Source organism: Novosphingobium oxfordense (genome assembly GCF_044029435.1).
GTDB lineage: Bacteria > Pseudomonadota > Alphaproteobacteria > Sphingomonadales > Sphingomonadaceae > Novosphingobium.
The window spans coordinates 1,705,808-1,723,281 of sequence record NZ_CP147005.1; the positions used below are offsets into that span (position 1 = coordinate 1,705,808).

A 17,474-nucleotide genomic window follows, 5' to 3' on the forward strand; every position below is an offset into this window, starting at 1 on the left:
TTGCATGCCATGGCGAATCGCGCGTCGAACCGTCGCAGGGAACAGACCGCGCATGCTCTATCAGGCGTACCAGACTTATTCGGACCTGCTCGAACTGCCGCGCTGGGCCGCACGAAACACGGTTGCCCTGCGCGACGATTACCTGGGCGGTGCCCACGAAATGCCGTGGATGCGCCGGTTTTTCGCGCTGGCGGAAACGTTCGAGAAAGCCACGATCACCCACAAGCGCCCCTCCTACGGCATCACATCAGTGATGAGCGGCAATCGCGAAGTGGCCGTGCGAGAGGAAGTCGTGATCGACATGCCTTTCGGCAACCTGCTGCACTTCGCGAAGGACGATGTTGCAGTGCCGCAACCGAAGATGCTGGTCGTCGCTCCGCTGTCCGGCCACTACTCCACGTTGCTGCGCGATACCGTGTTCACACTGCTGAGCGACCATGACGTCTACATCACCGACTGGAAGAACGCCCGCGACATTCCCTTGAGCGAGGGCGACTTCGGTTTCGACGATTTCGTCGATTACGTGATTCACTTCCTTCAGGACCTTGGCGATCCCGCCCAAAAGCGTGGTGCCCACGTGCTTGCCGTCTGCCAGCCCTGCGTTCCGGTGCTGGCCGCGGTGGCGCTGATGGCGCAGGACGACGATCCCTGTCAGCCGCGATCGATGACGCTGATGGGCGGGCCGATCGACACGCGCGAAAGCCCCACCAGCGTCAACGAACTCGCCACCGAGCATCCGTTCAGCTGGTTCGAGGATACGATGATCCAGGAAGTGCCGTGGCGCCACAAGGGCGCGGGGCGCAAGGTCTATCCCGGCTTCATCCAGCTCACCGCCTTCATGTCGATGAACATGGGCCGGCACTTCGGCCAGTTCCGCAAGCTCTATCAAGCGCTGGCGGACGACCGGCAGGCCGACGCCGACAAGATCGAGACGTTTTACGAGGAATATCTCGCCGTGCTCGACCTGACGGCGGAGTTCTATCTGGAAACCATCGACAAGGTTTTCCAGCGCGCGCTGCTAGCCAAAGGCGAACTGGAACATCGCGGCCGCAAGGTGGATTGCGGCGCGATCCGCAAGACCGCCCTCCTCACGGTCGAGGGCGAGCGCGACGATATCTGCGCGGTGGGCCAGACGGCAGCGGCGCACTTCCTCTGCTCAAGCCTGCGGCCGCACCTGAAACGCCACCACCTGCAACCCGGCGTCGGCCACTACGGCCTCTTCGCCGGATCGCGCTGGGAAACGCAGGTCTATCCGCAAGTCCGCAATCTGGTGCTGGCGGTCAGCTGAGATTATATGGCAGGCCTACTTGTGGCCGACTATCGTTCCTACGGCCACCCGTCCGTCGGATGCGCTGGCAGAAAATACAGCCCCCATTTCCTGAGCCTGAGGCCCGAAAAACCATCCGCCAACAGATCCCTTGAACGCGCCGGCATCATTAAAACTGAATGTTCCAGCATATCCATTTGCCCCTGAAGACAGCTTGCCGGAAGCAGAAAACGTCACGCTATCCGGATAGTTCGGGATCGAATTCATGGACCCGTTCATTGAAAACGTGCCCGCACCAAAATCAAAGGCAGCAGTTCCGTTGCCCGAGTAACTGGGTACGATGTTGTGGCCACCTGAAGTCCCGAGAGGCCCGGTCAATTCCTGGCCGTTGACATCCAACGTGTATGACGCGGTGCCGCTGGTCGGAATTGCATTGGCGGGAGTCGTCGCACCAAAGACCGCGGCGTTCATCGTCTCGGCCGTACCGCTGCCCGTCGGTGCCGAGGAGAACCACCGACCATAAGCCACGTATGTATATACGAAACCACTCGATCTTACACCGTCGTCTCCCCGTCGCGATATTGCAGCCGCCGAGCAGGTCCCGCTCGTGCACGGAGACGAGCTTGCTTCGGTGAAATCTGGCTGGACTACATCGGCAATCACCGCATCGGGCGATTGTCCGCTGGCGGAAGTGCCTGGACTGGAGAGGTGATAGCTGTTGGTCGCCGCGTCATAGCTAACCGTAGCGTTTGTACTCGGACCCGAAACAACCGTGTTCTGCACGCCGCTGGATGTACTAACACCAGTATAACGTGTTGAAAGTGCGTTGAAAGTTTCGCTCTTCAGCGGCCCATCGAGTGTAGCGTTCACAACTGCGCCTGTTGGAGCGGGTACGGTGGCGACGGTGGGCGGCGTTCCTGTGCTGGCGACACTGTCACCTCCACCGCAGCCAGAAACCATGCCGCTTACAAACAAAACGGCCGAACAAAAAAACAAACGCTTCATGCAGCCCCCAAATATAATTGGGGTCTTCCTAATCCTGCCGCCGACTCGATCCAAATTAAATTTTACTTGTCCAGTATCGGCTCGATTCCCTGATCAACGCATCATACCGTCAAAAGCAACAGAGCCCAACCAAGCAAACTAACTAGCCTTCCGGAAATTCCTCATGCCCCAGGTTGGGCCAGCGGAAGTTCGTGCAGGTCATCATCACGCTGAAGTCCAGCGAGCGGACCTGATGCCACCAGCCGATCGGAATATAGAGCATGTCTCCCGGCGACAGCGTCACGTCGTAGCTCGCCACCTGCTTCGCTAGCGGATGGGCGGCTAGGTTTGCCGGATCGTCGAGGTCATGCACGGCGCTGAAGACGTGGCGATGGTTGTAGAGCAGCCGCGTTTGCGAGGGCGGCACCATGCGCACGTGCTTGCGACCGGCGATCTGGATCAGCAAGTTGTTGGTGAGATCGAAATGCAGCGGCGTGAACGTGCCCTCCGGCCCCACCCATAGCATGCCGGGTTCCGGCGTCAAATATTCGGAGATCGGCGAAACGTCGGTCATCAGCGGCGCGAAGGCGGCCGCATTGGTCGCGCTGTTATAGGCGGTGATATAGGCATCGTTGCCCAGCCCCGCCGCGATCATCGCCATGAAAGCGTCGAACGCCATGCGGCGCTTGTGGCGATCCTTGGCGAGTTCGAAGTCGGCGGCTTCATTGCGGCCGCCCTGGTATTCGATCTCTGCCGTGCCGACCGTCTTCGCCAGATAATCCGGCGTCCACCTCGTTAGAGCCGGCCAGTCGGCGATGGCACCTTCTATCACCACGGGCCGACCCGGCGCGTAGAAATGATCGAGGAAGGCCTGCCCCGGCAGGTCGCGGCATCGCATCAGTGCGCTGGCGTTCATCGACAAACTCCTTTGCCGCTCCTGAACTTGCATGATCCAGTCCCGCCGCGCGGCCACGGTGGCTTCGGGCAATTGCGCCGCCGGCGCTGCGGCGCGCGGACCGCCGGTATAGGGGCGCGGCGTGTCGAGCCCGCCAAGGCCGATCGCCTTCAGCGCCGCATCGAGCTTGTCGTTTCCGCCTGCCATTCGAAGTCTCCTGTCGGCGCGAACGGGCCGGATTGAAAGCGCTGCCAACTTGCAGGCCACTATTGCGGGCGAATGGCAATAGCCCGGATGTATACGCGGCCGGCATTGGAGGAAATTCCGCCAAATTCCGACTTCCGTTGGCGCACTACTCCACACCCCGCTGGTTCATACACACACTTCGCGCCACCACTTTCCCTCATCCCGCGAAGGCGGGGATCCCGTTTTCTTGCCGGAGCGAGCGCGCCTACATCTCTCCCCAGCCCCCGCGTCCCAGCCCGAGCGAGGAAAAGCGCCCCCCGCCTTCGCGGGAGCAACGATGTAGTTGTAATGGCGGACGGATCAGACCATCGGGTCACGGCTAATAGTAACTGGCGGCAATCATATAGTCCGGCCGAATGCCCCGAATCCCCTTGCATTCCCCGGCCGGTCCGCATAAGGGCGCGCCTTCCGTCAACGCGTACAGCGTGGCGGAAAGGACGAAAGCCGGAGGGGCCCCGCAATCCCGCGGACAAGCCAGCGATCGGTTAGATTAGAGAAAAGGAAGCTGCCGTGGCTCTTTATGAGCACGTGTTCCTGGCGCGCCAGGACCTCAGCCAGGCGCAAGTCGATGCGCTTGCCGCCACCGCTACCGAGATCGTCGAGTCGAACCAGGGCAAGGTCACCAAGACCGAGACCTGGGGCCTCAAGAATCTCGCCTACAAGATCAAGCGCAACCGCAAGGCGCACTTCGTGATGCTGAACATCGAAGCTTCGGGCGACGTCGTCGCCGAGCTCGAGCGTCAGACCTCGATCAACGAAGACATCATCCGCTGGATGACCGTCCGCGTCGACGAGCATGAAGGTGGCCCCTCGGTCATGATGCGCAAGACCGACCGCGAGCGTACTCGCCGTCGCGAACGTGAAGGGAACTGATTTCCATGGCACGTGCATTCTTCCGTCGCCGCAAGTCCTGCCCGTTCTCGGGCAAGAACGCTCCGGCCATCGATTACAAGGACGTTCGTCTGCTCCAGGGCTTCATGTCCGAGCGTGGCAAGATCGTCCCCAGCCGCATCACCGCGGTTTCCGCAAAGAAGCAGCGTGAGCTGAGCCAGGCGATCAAGCGCGCCCGGCACATCGGCCTCCTGCCCTATATCGTCAAGTAAGGAGGACGAACCTCATGGATATCATCCTCCTCGAGCGCATCGAAAAGCTGGGCGCAATCGGCGACGTCGTTTCCGTCAAGGACGGTTACGCACGTAACTACCTGCTGCCCAACAAGAAGGCGCTGCGCGCCAACGAGAAGAACAAGAAGGTCTTCGAAGCCAACCGCGCGAAGATCGAATCGGACAACGCTGAGCGTCGTTCGGCTGCCGAAGCCCACTCCGGCAACGTCGAAGGCAAGCAGGTCGTCCTGATCCGCGCCTCGTCGAACTCGGGCCAGCTGTACGGTTCGGTTTCCGTGCGCGACATCGTCGACGCCCTGAACGCCGAAGGCGCAGAAGTGTCCAAGCAGATGATCGTTCTCGAACGCCCGATCAAGACGATCGGCGTGTTCGACGTCCGCGTCAGCCTGCACCCCGAAGTGTCCGTCACCGTCAAGGTGAACGTCGCTCGCTCGCCCGACGAAGCCGACCTGCAGTCGCAGGGCGTCGACGTCATGGCCGCGATGTTCGAACAGGACGTCTCGGGCTTCACCGAAGCTTACGACCCGAACGCCGAACCCGGTGAAATCGCGGTTGAAGAAGCTGCGGTTGAAGGCGAAGAGGAAGCCTGAGCTTCCCTTTCGCTGGCTTGACCAAGCGTTTCGAAAGGCCCTCGCTCCCTCGCGGAGCGGGGGCTTTTCTCTTTCCGGCGGACCCGATGATGACCGATACCCCGACCGACCTGCGCGCCGGCTACACGGCCGACGCCGATCTGCGCGCGGCGCTGCTGGCGCTCAACAATGCCCACGCCGTGGAACTCTCGCTCGCCGACGAGGCGCGCATGGCGATGCTGGTGGAGCGCGCCTTCGTGGCCGCCCGGCTGGGAAATCTGGACGCAGCCCTGATCGCCTTCGATCAAGATGCCGACTACGACAGCGCCAATTTCCAATGGTTTCGCGCGCGATACCCGCGCTTCGTTTATGTCGATCGCATTGTCACCGCGCCCCACGCACGCGGACGCGGGCTTGCCCGCAGGCTCTACACGCACTTGTTCGAGCAGGCGCGCCTCGCCGGTCACGACTGCGTGGTTTGCGAGGTAAACTCCGATCCGCCCAACCCCGTCAGCGAAATGTTCCATCGGGCGCTCGGCTTCGAACCCGTTGGCGAGGCGCTGCTGGAGAATGGCAAAACGGTAACCTACCTCTCCCGCACACTTGGGCAGTGACTATTGCACTGCAACACGAATCGCGTAAGTGTGGGCGATGGAAACGATAGAAAACGCAATCGCGGAACTGGTCCGCGTATATGAAACCGCCGTCACCACTCTGAAGGCCGACATCGCTGCCTTCGTCGAGAACGGCACCCTCCCCCCCGCAGATCGCCGCGATACGCGCGCCTGGAGCTATCCGGAACTGCGCATCACCTACAGCGGCGTCGAGCGCGGCTCGTTCTACAGCCGCTCGTTCGGACGCCTGAACGATGCGGGCACGTACGTCACCACGATCACGCGCCCCCGGCTGTTTGCAGACTATCTGCAGGAACAGCTCGGCCTTCTCCATGAAGACTACGAGATCGCGATCGAGGTGAGCCGCTCCACGCAGGAGATTCCGTTCCCCTACGTGCTGGACGGCATCGGCATGGGCAGCGTGACGCCGCAGGAACTGGCCGCGCATTTCCCGACCACCGAACTGGCGATGATCGGCGACGAGATCGCGGACGGCATCTTCATGCAGCCGCAGGACGGCCCGATACCGCTGGCGCTGTTCGACGGGTTGCGTACCGACTTCAGCCTCGCCCGCCTGCAGCACTATACCGGCACCAGCGTGGAGCACTGCCAGCGCTTCATCCTGTTCACCAACTACCACCGTTACGTGGACGAGTTCGTGGACTGGGCCGGCAAGCAGATCGGCACCGATGGCTATACCGCGCTTTCGGGCGCCGGCGGCCTCTACCTCGATGCCCCGGTCGACAATGCGCGCGAACGCCTGTCTGACACCGCCTGGCGCCGCCACCAGATGCCGGCCTATCACCTGATCCGGCCGGACAAGTCGGGCATCACGCTGGTCAACATCGGCGTCGGCCCCTCCAACGCGAAGACCATTACCGACCACCTGGCGGTGATCCGTCCGGAAGTCTGGCTGATGATCGGCCACTGCGGCGGCCTGCGCGAGGGTCAGCGCATCGGTGACTACGTGCTCGCCCACGCTTACCTGCGCGACGACCATGTACTTGACCACGTGCTGCCGCCGGAAATCCCGCTGCCCGCGATCGCCGAAGTGCAGCAGGCTCTGGCCAGTGCTGCGGAATCGGTCAGCGGCGAAGGCGGCGCCAATCTCAAGAAGCGCATGCGCACGGGCACCATCGTCACCACCGACGATCGCAACTGGGAACTGCGCTACACCGAATCCGCGCATCGCTTCAGCCTCAGCCGCGCGATCGGCATCGACATGGAAAGCGCCACCATCAGCGCGCAGGGGTACCGCTTCCGCGTTCCCTACGGCACGCTGCTCTGCGTTTCGGATAAGCCGATCCATGGCGAACTGAAGCTGCCGGGCCAGGCCAACCGCTTCTACGAGGAAGCGATCGCCAGCCACCTGAAGATCGGCCTCCAGGCCTGCGACCTGCTGCGCGCGGAGGGTGAGCGCCTGCACAGCCGCAAGCTGCGCGCCTTCAACGAGCCGCCGTTCCGCTGATCGCAAGCCGATCGGCCCACCCGTCGATCCGAAAGAAAGCCGCCGCCTTCATGCCGAAGGCGGCGGCTTTTCTTATGTTCTTGCCCGCCCCGCCCGTCCCCCTTGGCATGGGTGCAGGGCGCCGACGGCCGGCGACCGCGCCGCGCAAACACCGCATCAACGCCTTCCACGCAACTAACGCTACGACACCAAGCATTCAGAAGGCATCAAATTACAACCCAGACGCTGCAAGTGATATTTTCAAGCTTGATTTCGCTATACGCAACAGCTACTTCCGAGAATAGAATCCGTTGAAAAATTCATGAAATCCGATTTCAATTGAATTTCACGACATTTCCTTAAATTTGCATATACTTTTCATCATAAGTAATAGTTGTGGCGATTCTACAACTCCACCCGATTCAATCGAACATTACTATTAATCCTGCATGACAACCGCAGAACTCCCCCGCACATCAGCGGCCTGATTTCGACGCGCACACCCTCTCCCGCGTCGGGATCCGCAATAGGGAGTTAACAATGACATCCGAGATGAAGCGCCTTCTCCTGGCGTCCACGCTCCTCATGGGTCTGCCGGTCGCAGCACAGGCCCAAGATACCGCCGCCACTTCCGGCAGCGATACCGACAGCGAGGCCGCACCCGCCATCGTCGTCACCGGCTCACGCCTGCACAATGCCAATCTCGAACAGGCCGCACCGATCATGGCCGTCTCCGCGCAGGAGATGAAGCTGACTGGCCAGGTCAACGTCGAGAACATCCTGAAGGACCTGCCGCAGGTGCTGCCGGGCACGACCTCAGCGTCAAACAATCCGGGCGGCGGCGTCGCCACGGCAGATCTGCGCGGCCTGGGTGCCGAGCGTACGCTGATCCTGGTCAACGGCCACCGCTATGTGTCGTTTGATACCAACCAGATCGTCGACCTGAACACGATCCCGACCGCGCTGATCGAGCGCGTCGACGTGGTGACCGGCGGCAAGTCCGCCGTCTACGGGTCCGACGCGGTGAGCGGCGTGGTCAACTTCGTTACGAAGCAGGATTTCGACGGCGTTCAGGCCAACGCCAACTACCGCATCAGCGGTCGGGGCGATGGCGGCCAGTACAATGGCGGCCTGCTGGTCGGCAAGAATTTCGCCGATGGACGCGGCAACATCACGCTCTATGGCGACTATTCGCAGCGCAAAGCGATCAAGCAGTCTGCCCGCGGCTATACCGCAGTTACCCAGACAGATGCGACGACGGCCGATGGCGCCAGCTATCTTGCCGCAGGTGGATCTGACACGATTCCCGCCGGCCGCATCGCCATCAACGACCGCGACACCTACAAGTTCGGTCAGGACGGCAGCTATTCGGTCTACGATTCGTCGGCCGATGCCTACAACTACGCCTCCGAGAACTACCTCCAGGTGCCGCAGAAGCGCGCTCTTCTGTTCGGCCAGGCCCACTTCGACGTCAGCGATCACCTGACGCTCTATGCGGAAGGCCAGTACATCCACAACAAGGTGGCCAACCAGCTGGCTCCGACCCCGCTGACCGGCACTTATCTGCTCGACACCGATTCCTCGTTCCTGTCCGCAGACAGTCAGGCGCTGCTGGCGGGCAAGGATACGGACGGCGACGGCTATACCTCGGCCAGCGTCTACCGCCGCCTCACCGAAGTGGGCGACCGCATCTCCAAGCTCGACAGCAAGGCCTATCGCGGCCTGGTCGGCGCGCGTGGACAGATCAGCGGCGACTGGAACTATGACATCTACGCCAGCTTCGCCCGTACCAAGCGGGTCGAACACCAGTACGGCAACGTTTCGGCCAGCCGCGTGCAGCAGGCCCTGCTGACCACGTACGACAGCTCCGGCAACCTGGTCTGCTCCGACACCAGCAACGGTTGCGTCCCGCTGAACATCTTCGGCGCGGGCAACATCAGCCAGGCCGCCGCCGACTTCATCTCCATCGACACCGTCAACCGCTCGACCATCACCGAAAAGGTCGTCAGCGGCGCCATCACCAACAACAACCTGTTCGACCTCGGCGCCGGCCCGGCGGGCCTGGCCATCGGCGGCGAATACCGTAGCGAACACGGCTCGTTCAACCCGGACGAAGCGCTCGCGTCGGGTGACGTGATCGGCTTCAATGCTTCCGAGCCGACCTCTGGCGGCTACAACGTCAAGGAACTGTTCGCAGAACTCGACGTGCCGCTGATCGCCGACAAGCCGTTCATCGAGCGCCTCGAATTCAACGGCGCGGCCCGTTATTCGTACTATTCGACGGCGGCCAAGTCGGTGGGCACGTTCTCGGCCGGCCTCGTCTGGGCGCCGATCAAGGACATCAGCCTGCGCGCCCAGTTCTCGCGTGCGGTGCGTGCCCCTACGGTCAACGATCTCTATAGCGGCAGCGCACAGAACTTCGAAGCCGCATCGGATCCCTGTTCGGACCCCGATGTCACCGCCACCTCCAGCCTGATCGCAAGCTGCGTCGCCGCCGGTGTTCCGGCGTCTTCAATCGGGTCCGACTTCAGCGACAGCCAGATCGACAGCTCCAACGGTGGCAACACCAAGCTGCGCGAAGAGACGGCCAACACCTATACCTTCGGCGCGATCATCCAGCCGCAGGCGATTCCGGGCCTGTCGCTCACGGTCGATTACTACCACATCAAGATCGACAACTTCATCACTGCCGCCGGTACCGCTAACATCATTTCCGCATGCTATGGCACCAAGGACAATGGCTACACGCCGTATGACACCAGCTATTGCTCGCTGCTGCCGCGTGACAGCAACAGCTATGCGATCACGGGTGCCGTCGACAACCTCTCCAATTCGGGCGGCGTGAAGACGGACGGTATCGACTTCGACGCGCAATACACGATCCCGCTGGCATTCGGTCAGAACGATTCCAGCAAGCTCAATTTGCGCCTAAGCGGCACGCGCCTGATCAACTGGACGTTCAAGCCGATCGCCGCCCTGTCGGACATCGTGGTGGACTGCGCCGGCAAGTTCGGCCTGCTGTGCAGCAACGTCTATGCGAAGTGGCGGATCAACGGCCGCGTCACCTGGGCGACCGAGGATGTCACCCTCTCCCTCGCCTGGCGTCACCTCTCCCCGGTGAAGGACGACGATGCTTCGACCCCCTATGCCGTGGAACGCATCAAGGCCTACGATTATTTCGACGCCACCGCGAGCTTCGACATCTCCAAGCGCTTCACCTGGAACATCGGCATGAACAACATGTTCAACCGCAAGCCGCCGATCCTTGGCGACAACCAGGAACAGGCCAACACCTACCCGACGACCTACGACGTCTACGGCCGGACTTTCTTCACCGGCATCACTGTCGATTTCTGATTTCGTCACGGGAAAGGGGGCCGGGTCAAACCGGCTCCCTTTTTCCTTGGAAAATCAGCCTCGGTTCGCATGAGCGCAGCGAGCGACCATCATCGCCAGTGCTCTGGAAGTCCGTTTTCGATCGGCCCGGTTGCCAGATGGGGCAAGGCAAGTCATCCTCTCCAAAAAAGAACGGCCGCGAAAGTTGGCCGATGAGTTGGGAAGAGGACAAAACTGCTTATGAAAGCTGCCCGTGCCGGACTTTTTCTTGCCCCTGCGCTTCTGCTGACAGCCGGTGGCTGTTCCGAACTGAAGCCCGCCACAAACCTTGGGGCCTGCTGGAACGTCAACACCTCCACATCGGGGCCCGTTCAGGGACAGGGCGTGCTGGTGGCCGGCGTCGATGGCCTGTCGCTCCAGGCGCCCGGTTGCGACGATCATACCGGCCGCAATCGCTTCGAACTCTCGCGCGATGCCAACGGGGCGCTTGCCGCGCTGCTAGCCAAGCATCCGCGCTTCGTCACATTCAGCTTTTCCGGGCATATTCTGCCGCGTTCCGGGCACAAGTCGCTGTGGATCGGATCGCTGACCAACGCCGCCGCCAGCGACAATCCGCCGAAGTGGATGCCCGGGCTTCAGTAAAAAGAAAGGGGCCCTCCACCTAGTGGCGGAGAGCCCCCTTTTCATTCCGGCAATCGGGCGATCTGGCCGTTACCAGCCGGCCTTCTCGCCCTTGTTCTGTTCGTCCAGCCACTTCTGCAGCGGCGCGAAGTAGGCCAGCATCGGCTTGGCGCTCAGCTTGTCGCTGCCGGTGAAGGCTTTCAGCGCTTCCGGCCAGGGCTTGGACATGCCCATCTTCAGCATGCGGTCCAGATTCTCGCCCACCTTCTTGTTGCCGTAGAAGCTGCAGCGGTGGAGCGGGCCCTTCCAGCCGGCCTGCTTGCACGCGGCTTCGTAGAACTGGAACTGGAAGATGCGCGCCAGGAAGTAGCGCGTGTAGGGGGTGTTGCCCGGCACGTGGAACTTGGCGCCCGCGTCGAAAGCGTCGTCAGGACGGGCCGAAGGCGGCACGATGCCCTGATAGTCCAGGCGCATCTTGGTCCAGGCCTTGTTGTAGTCCGCCGGCTGGATCGAACCGTCGAAGATGCCCCAGCGATAGCGGTCCACCAGCAGGCCGAACGGCAGGAACGCCACCTTGTCCATCGCCTGGCGCAGCAGCAGGCCGATATCCTTGTCGGCGCTGGGTACCTTGTCCTTATCGAGCAGCCCAATCTGCACGAGGTACTGCGGCGTAATCGACAGCGCGATGAAGTCGCCAATCGCCTCGTGGAACCCGTCGTTGGCGCCGTTGAGGTAGAGGTAGGGCTGCTGGTTGTAGGCGCGCTGGTAGTAGTTGTGGCCCAGTTCGTGGTGAATGGTGACGAAGTCCTCCGAATTCACCTTGGTGCACATCTTGATGCGGATATCGTCCTTGTTGTCGATATCCCAAGCCGACGCGTGGCAGATCACTTCGCGATCGGCCGGCTTGGTGATCATCGAGCGCTTCCAGAACGTCTCCGGCAGCGGCGCGAAGCCGAGCGAGGAATAGAAGCCCTCACCATACTTCACCATGTCGATGGGCGTCTTGCCCTTGGCCTTCAGCAGCGCGCCGATGTCATAGCCAAGATCGCCCGCACCGGCCGGAGCCACCAGCGGATAGACGTTGCCCCATTCCTGCGCCCACATGTTGCCCAACAAGTCGGCGCGGATCGGGCCGGTCTTGGGCTGCACGGCATCGCCGTACTTCTCATTGAGCTTGTGGCGGACGTACGTGTGCAGCGCGAGATACAGCGGCTTCACTTCTTCCCACAGGCGCTGGGTTTCGGCGGAGAACTGCTCCGGCGACATGTCGTAGCCCGAACGCCACATCGCGCCAACGTCGGCATAGCCGAGTTCTTTAGCGCCCTGGTTGGCGATGCCGACCATCTTGACGTAATCGCCCTTCATCGGCGCGCCGACATTGTTGTGCCAGCTGGTCCACATCTCTGCGAATTCGGCCGGGGTGTGCGACAGATCGCCCATAGCGGCCTCGATGTCGGAGCCGTTGATTTCCTTGCCGTCCAGCGTGCCGCGACCCTTGCCATAGGTGGAGGCAAGGCGGGTGGAGATCGTGCTCAGCTCATCCGCTGCACCCAGCTTGGTCGGCGCAGGCAGAACGATGCCCTGGCGCAAGATGGAAAGCTTGCGGGCAACGTCGGGATCGAGGTTCGGAATGTTCGCGAACTTCGCGGCATCGACCGCGTAGGCCACCTGCTTCTCGGTGATCGCCGCGTTCGACTGCGCCGCCAGCGCGTCGGTATCATCGGTGATGTAGGTGTAGTTCACCCAGTTGGCGCGAGCATTGTCGACCGAGGCGGGGAACAGGTCCTTCTCGGCATCGGCGATGAACTGCGCGGCGCCGGCGGCGGTGACCGGGTAATCGGTCTTGGCTTCTTCGGCGAACGCCGGAACGGCAAGGCCGAAGCAAAGCCCGGCGGCCAGCGCCGCACGCGCCGTGGTTGCGAATTTCATGTGGGGGGTGCCCTCTTCGTATGTTCTGATGCCGCCGGAGACTAGCCGTGCCTGCCGCGAGATCAACCGTGTAGGGCTACGGATGCCGGATAATTTCCCGGCGGGCATACAATCTTACGCGAGATGCTTTGTCGCGGGCGCCCCCTCCCCGCCTACAAATCATCGTCGCCCCCGCGAAGGCGGGGGCCCGCTTCCTTCGCGCTACGTCCGCAAAAACAAGCGGGATCCCCGCCTGCGCGGGGATGACGGGTTTTATGGAGGCAGGGGAGAGTTCCCCCCCTCGCCCTCAATCCAGCAGGAACGCCGCCATGGCCCGGCCCATGTCCTTGAACGTCACCGAGGACATGTGATTGCCCGGCGTCTCGACATAGTGCCCATCGGGCAGCGCCGCCGCCAGTTCCGGCGCGGAGCCATTGTCATGATCGTCCTTGCCGCAAACGCAGAGCGTCGACATCGCAATCTGCGCGATGGCATCGGCGGGCGTATCGTCCACCGATTGCAGCAGCAGCCGCGCGGCCACCCGGTCGATCTTCATGGACTTCATGAAAGCCTGCGCAACGAACGCCTTGTCGCCCCGCTCGATGCTGCCGAAACGGTCAATAGCGTCCACGAAATGTGCCGAACGCCGCGCCCAGCCGGATAGACCGGTCAGCCCCATGCCGCCCAGGATCAGCTTGCGCGGTGTGAGCCCTGCCAGCACGCCGCGCACCGCAGTACGCGCGCCCAGCGAGAAACCGCCGAGGTCGAAATCGGAAAGCCCAAGCTGCTCCACCGTCGCCTTCAGATCGCGCACCAGCACGTCGCCCGGGTAGGCATCGGCATCGTGCGGCGCCCCGCTCTGCCCGTGCGCGCGCAAATCGGGCATGAACACCTCGAACCCGGCATCTGCCAGGATCTTCGCATTGCCATACTTGATCCAATTCACGTCTGCGCTGGAGAACAGCCCATGGAGCAGCAGCAGCGGCCGCGCGCCGTGATCGCCCATGACATGCACCGCCAGCCGGGTGCCCGCATAACCTTCCAGATATTCGGTCTTCGCTTCGCTCACTGCCAATTCGCCTGCTTTACGGGGCGATCGATCATTCGGGCGGCTCCATGCCGGCCGCCTTCCAGCGATCGATCACATTGGGATTCTCGGCGCTCGTGTAGCCGGGCAGATGCGTTACGTCAGCCCATGCCGGCAGCAGGGATTCCGTCGCGTAGTTGTGTTCGGGCCGGAACGGCGTGGGATCGTCGAAACTGCCCACCGTCAGGTCGATGTTCGTCGCGCCTTCCAGGAACGCGAACCCCAGCGGCGTACCGCAATGCGAACAGAACGGCCGCCGTGCGATGGGGGAGGACTGATACCAGTCCGGCTCGTGATGCCACGTCACTTTGTCGAGCGGCGGATTGATGAACGCGGTGGAGACGTTCCCGGTGGCCCGGCGGCACATCTTGCAGTGGCAGAGATAGGCCTTCTCCGGATCGACCTCCGCCGTGTAGCGGATGCGGCCGCATTGGCAGCCGCCCGTCATCACCTGCGTCATGCCGGCAACGGGGCGATGGGGCGAATGTCTCCGGCAACATGCGCCATGAAGTCCGCCTTGCCGAACTCCAGCCCCTGCATCCTGAGGATCGCGTAAGCCGTGATCAGATGGAAGTAGAGGTTGGGCAGGATCCAGTCGTCCAGATAGCGCTGGCCCGGAAGGTCCAGGCACATGCCGATGGCCTCCAGGCGGATATGGCGCTTCTCCGGCATGCCATGCTGCGCCGTACCGGCTGCCTCCACATCGGCAAGCGCCTTGGCAAGCAGCGCCCGGGCCTCGCCCCAGCCACTGGGCGCGGTTACGGAATTGGGCCGATCCTCGCCCCGGCACCAGCCGAGGAACAGTTCCGATTGGGTCGCCGTGGCGGCGATCTGCCAGGCCAGCGGATGCATGTCCGGCGCGACGCGTGCGGCGGCGAGCGCGTCCAGATCCCGCCCCACCCACAGGCCTTCGGCCTTGTCGAGCATGGCGGACAAAGTCTTCAGGCGGCTGGCGATCAGCTTCAGCGCCGGCGCGGCATCGATATCGGACATGGGGACCTCCCTCTCGTGCTGGGAGACCTAGATGGAACCGCGACGCCGCCGGAACAAGCCGTCATCCACCTTGGCGGCGCTTGAGCACGAAATGGACCGCGATGCCAATCACCACCGCCGCCGCGACGACGCCGCCGATCAGCGGTTCCAACGCATGGATGCGGCCGAACATCGCCTGCATCGCCTGCCCGCACCAGTAGCCGAGCGAAACGAAAACCAGCCCCCACACCGCCGCCGCCACCGCATTGATGGCAACGAATTTCGATGCCGCCAGCCTTGTTGTGCCGATCGCCATCGGGCTGACCGTGCGCAACCCGTAAAGGAACCGGAAGGAAAACGTGAAGGCCACCGGGTAGCGTTCGAAGGTCTCAAGCGCCTTGGCGAAAGCGGGTTTCGCCTGCGCCTTGCGGACCAGTCCGTGCCCGCGGAACCGCCGCCCGATCATGAAGAACAGCTGATCCGCCACGAACGATCCCGCCGAAGCCACCATCACCGCCGGCCAGAATGCCAGTAACCCGCGATGCGCCATCAGGCCGCCGATCACGGTGACCGTTTCTCCTTCGAATCCCGCCCCCAGGAACAGCGCCGCTAGACCATATTGTGCGATCAGATGCTCAACGTTCATTCACGCAATCTCCCGCGCCGCACCCGCTCCCCATGGTCGCGATGGAAAAACATGAAGTAACCGCCTTTCCCTTTGCAGCGCGTTTCTGTTGATGGCCTTCACCAGACTTGGTAGAAATGGATAACGCAACCGCAATCCATAGAGTTTCGCCATGATGCGTTCTCTCAAGCTTGCTGCCACGACAGGGATAGGACTTTCGCTCGCCAGTTTCGCGCCGGGTGATGACCTGCCCGTCGCCTTGATGGCCGTGCTGGCGCCGGGCCAGGCAGACCACAAGACCTGCGACACCCCGCGCGACGGAACGGTCATGATCCAGCGCCTGCTGATCTCTCCGGCCGCGGCGGCCCCCGTCAACGAAGAGCGGGCGGTTCGATGGCACCGCGCCGGCTTGTCCCCAGGCTGACAAGACACCTGAACAGCCGGAAAACGAAAAGGGTCCGCGAAGCATGTGCCTCGCGGACCCTTTTCGTGTTCGGTTCAGGCCGAAGCCTGCCGCATCAGCCCTTCTTGAGGTGACGGCGGCCCAGCAGTTCGGCGATCTGCACCGCGTTCAGCGCGGCGCCCTTGCGCAGGTTGTCGGAAACGCACCACAGCGCCAGGCCGTTCTCGACGGTCGGGTCCTCGCGCACGCGGCTGACGTAAGTGGCGCTGTCGCCCACGGCTTCGATCGGGGTGACGTAACCACCGTCCTCACGCTTGTCGACGAGCATGATGCCCGGCGCCTCGCGAAGGATGTCCTGCGCTTCCTCGGCCGAGATCTCGTTCTCGAACTCGATGTTCAGCGATTCCGAGTGGCCCACGAAGACCGGCACGCGCACGCAAGTGGCCTGCACCTTGATCTTGGGATCGAGGATCTTCTTGGTCTCGACGATCATCTTCCACTCTTCCTTGGTGGAACCATCGTCAAGAAAGACGTCGATGTGCGGGATCACGTTGAAGGCGATCTGCTTGGTGAACTTGCGCTTTTCGACCTGGTCGCCCACGAAGATCGCACGGCTCTGTTCGAACAGTTCGTCCAGACCCGCCTTGCCCGCGCCGGAAACCGACTGGTAGGTCGATACGACCACGCGCTTGATCGTCGCCTTGTCGTGCAACGGCTTCAGCGCCACGACCATCTGCGCGGTGGAGCAGTTGGGGTTGGCGATGATGTTGCGCGCCTTGTAACCGTCGATCGCTTCCGGGTTCACTTCCGGCACGATCAGCGGCACGTCCGGGTCCATGCGATAGAGCGACGAGTTGTCGATCACGACGCAGCCCGCGGCAGCGGCCTTCGGCGCGTAAATCTTCGTCGGCTCGGAACCCGCGGCGAACAGCGCAATATCCCAACCGGTGAAATCGAAGTGCTCGATGTTCTTTACTTTGAGCATTTTGCCGGTTTCGCCGAATTCAATCTCGGTCCCGGTCGAACGCGACGAAGCTACCGCTGCGATCTCATCGCAGGGAAACTCACGCTCGGCGAGGATGTTGAGCATTTCGCGGCCGACATTTCCGGTCGCGCCGACGACGGCAACCCGGTAACCCATTTCAAGATCCTTCATGCAAATCCCCACGCGGCAAGAACGCGGCGCGGGAAGCGGCCCGTTACAGGCAGAGTGGCGGCATGGCAAGAGACTGCGCAAACCGCTTGCGCATAGAGATTGTATTTCGACCGAAAATTACCGTTTCAACGCGGATGGAGAAACGGAATAACCGTCATGCGGACGACACTGCCTCGCCATCCTGGCCCGGTTCAGGCAAGCCAAGGGCGCGTCCTTCCTG

The 17,474-nt window shown here is 62.4% G+C and carries 17 protein-coding genes; 9 read left to right on the forward strand and 8 right to left on the reverse strand.

What is annotated here, in order from left to right:
- The first annotated feature begins 52 nt into the window (after positions 1-52).
- Entirely contained in the window at positions 53-1,288 is a 1,236-nt protein-coding gene (locus tag WBP07_RS07875) for a polyhydroxyalkanoate depolymerase (RefSeq protein WP_395395331.1), read from the forward strand.
- A 15-nt stretch (positions 1,289-1,303) separates the two neighbouring features.
- Here WBP07_RS07875 and WBP07_RS07880 read toward each other — a convergent pair whose 3' ends face one another.
- Both WBP07_RS07880 and WBP07_RS07885 read right to left on the reverse strand, forming a co-directional pair.
- A complete protein-coding gene (locus WBP07_RS07880; RefSeq protein WP_395395333.1) occupies positions 1,304-2,272 on the reverse strand; it encodes a transferrin-binding protein-like solute binding protein in 969 nt (322 codons plus the stop codon).
- A 142-nt stretch (positions 2,273-2,414) separates the two neighbouring features.
- Positions 2,415-3,353 carry a cupin-like domain-containing protein gene (locus WBP07_RS07885; RefSeq protein ID WP_395395335.1) on the reverse strand — a complete coding sequence of 313 codons (939 nt, stop codon included), beginning with the start codon at positions 3,351-3,353 and terminating at the stop codon, positions 2,415-2,417.
- 549 nt (positions 3,354-3,902) lie between these two features.
- Between WBP07_RS07885 and rpsF the strand changes: the two genes are divergently transcribed.
- The 7 genes from rpsF to WBP07_RS07920 all read left to right on the forward strand — a co-directional run bounded on the left by rpsF (position 3,903) and on the right by WBP07_RS07920 (position 11,124).
- Positions 3,903-4,265 (forward strand): 30S ribosomal protein S6, encoded by a 363-nt coding sequence (gene rpsF / locus WBP07_RS07890; protein WP_395333951.1) that lies wholly within the window; start codon positions 3,903-3,905, stop codon positions 4,263-4,265.
- A 5-nt stretch (positions 4,266-4,270) separates the two neighbouring features.
- On the forward strand, positions 4,271-4,495 hold the full coding sequence (gene rpsR, locus WBP07_RS07895; RefSeq protein ID WP_021232952.1) for a 30S ribosomal protein S18: 225 nt from the start codon (positions 4,271-4,273) through the stop codon (positions 4,493-4,495).
- Between the two features lie 14 nt (positions 4,496-4,509).
- Positions 4,510-5,106, forward strand: a complete 597-nt coding sequence (gene rplI, locus WBP07_RS07900) for a 50S ribosomal protein L9 (protein WP_395395337.1) — start codon at positions 4,510-4,512, stop codon at positions 5,104-5,106.
- Positions 5,107-5,192: 86 nt separating this feature from the next.
- Positions 5,193-5,699, forward strand: a complete 507-nt coding sequence (locus WBP07_RS07905; protein ID WP_395395339.1) for a GNAT family N-acetyltransferase — start codon at positions 5,193-5,195, stop codon at positions 5,697-5,699.
- Positions 5,700-5,736: 37 nt separating this feature from the next.
- Entirely contained in the window at positions 5,737-7,167 is a 1,431-nt protein-coding gene (locus WBP07_RS07910) for an AMP nucleosidase (protein WP_395395341.1), read from the forward strand.
- 519 nt (positions 7,168-7,686) lie between these two features.
- Entirely contained in the window at positions 7,687-10,503 is a 2,817-nt protein-coding gene (locus tag WBP07_RS07915) for a TonB-dependent receptor (protein ID WP_395395343.1), read from the forward strand.
- A 219-nt stretch (positions 10,504-10,722) separates the two neighbouring features.
- Complete coding sequence (locus WBP07_RS07920) at positions 10,723-11,124, forward strand: hypothetical protein (RefSeq protein WP_395395345.1); 402 nt, start codon at positions 10,723-10,725, stop codon at positions 11,122-11,124.
- A gap of 69 nt (positions 11,125-11,193) precedes the next feature.
- Here the strand turns inward: WBP07_RS07920 and WBP07_RS07925 are convergent, their stop codons facing one another.
- From WBP07_RS07925 to WBP07_RS07945, 5 genes are all read right to left on the reverse strand, one after another.
- Positions 11,194-13,032 carry a M2 family metallopeptidase gene (locus tag WBP07_RS07925; protein WP_395395347.1) on the reverse strand — a complete coding sequence of 613 codons (1,839 nt, stop codon included), beginning with the start codon at positions 13,030-13,032 and terminating at the stop codon, positions 11,194-11,196.
- Positions 13,033-13,318: 286 nt separating this feature from the next.
- A complete protein-coding gene (locus WBP07_RS07930; protein WP_395395755.1) occupies positions 13,319-14,017 on the reverse strand; it encodes an alpha/beta fold hydrolase in 699 nt (232 codons plus the stop codon).
- A 94-nt stretch (positions 14,018-14,111) separates the two neighbouring features.
- The gene (locus WBP07_RS07935; protein ID WP_395395349.1) at positions 14,112-14,558 is read right to left on the reverse strand and encodes a GFA family protein; all 447 of its coding nucleotides are present in this window, start codon (positions 14,556-14,558) and stop codon (positions 14,112-14,114) included.
- Positions 14,555-15,091: a DUF1993 family protein gene (locus WBP07_RS07940; protein ID WP_395395351.1), complete on the reverse strand. Its 537-nt coding sequence runs from the start codon at positions 15,089-15,091 to the stop codon at positions 14,555-14,557. The genes WBP07_RS07935 and WBP07_RS07940 overlap by 4 nt, the downstream gene beginning before the upstream one ends.
- Before the next feature lie 61 nt (positions 15,092-15,152).
- Positions 15,153-15,716, reverse strand: a complete 564-nt coding sequence (locus WBP07_RS07945; RefSeq protein WP_395395353.1) for a DedA family protein — start codon at positions 15,714-15,716, stop codon at positions 15,153-15,155.
- 151 nt (positions 15,717-15,867) lie between these two features.
- On the opposite strand from WBP07_RS07945, the gene WBP07_RS07950 reads away from it, so the two are divergent.
- Complete coding sequence (locus WBP07_RS07950) at positions 15,868-16,119, forward strand: hypothetical protein (protein WP_395395355.1); 252 nt, start codon at positions 15,868-15,870, stop codon at positions 16,117-16,119.
- A 94-nt stretch (positions 16,120-16,213) separates the two neighbouring features.
- On the opposite strand, the gene WBP07_RS07955 is transcribed toward WBP07_RS07950, so the two are convergent.
- Entirely contained in the window at positions 16,214-17,239 is a 1,026-nt protein-coding gene (locus tag WBP07_RS07955) for an aspartate-semialdehyde dehydrogenase (protein ID WP_395395756.1), read from the reverse strand.
- Between the last annotated feature and the right edge of the window lie 235 nt (positions 17,240-17,474).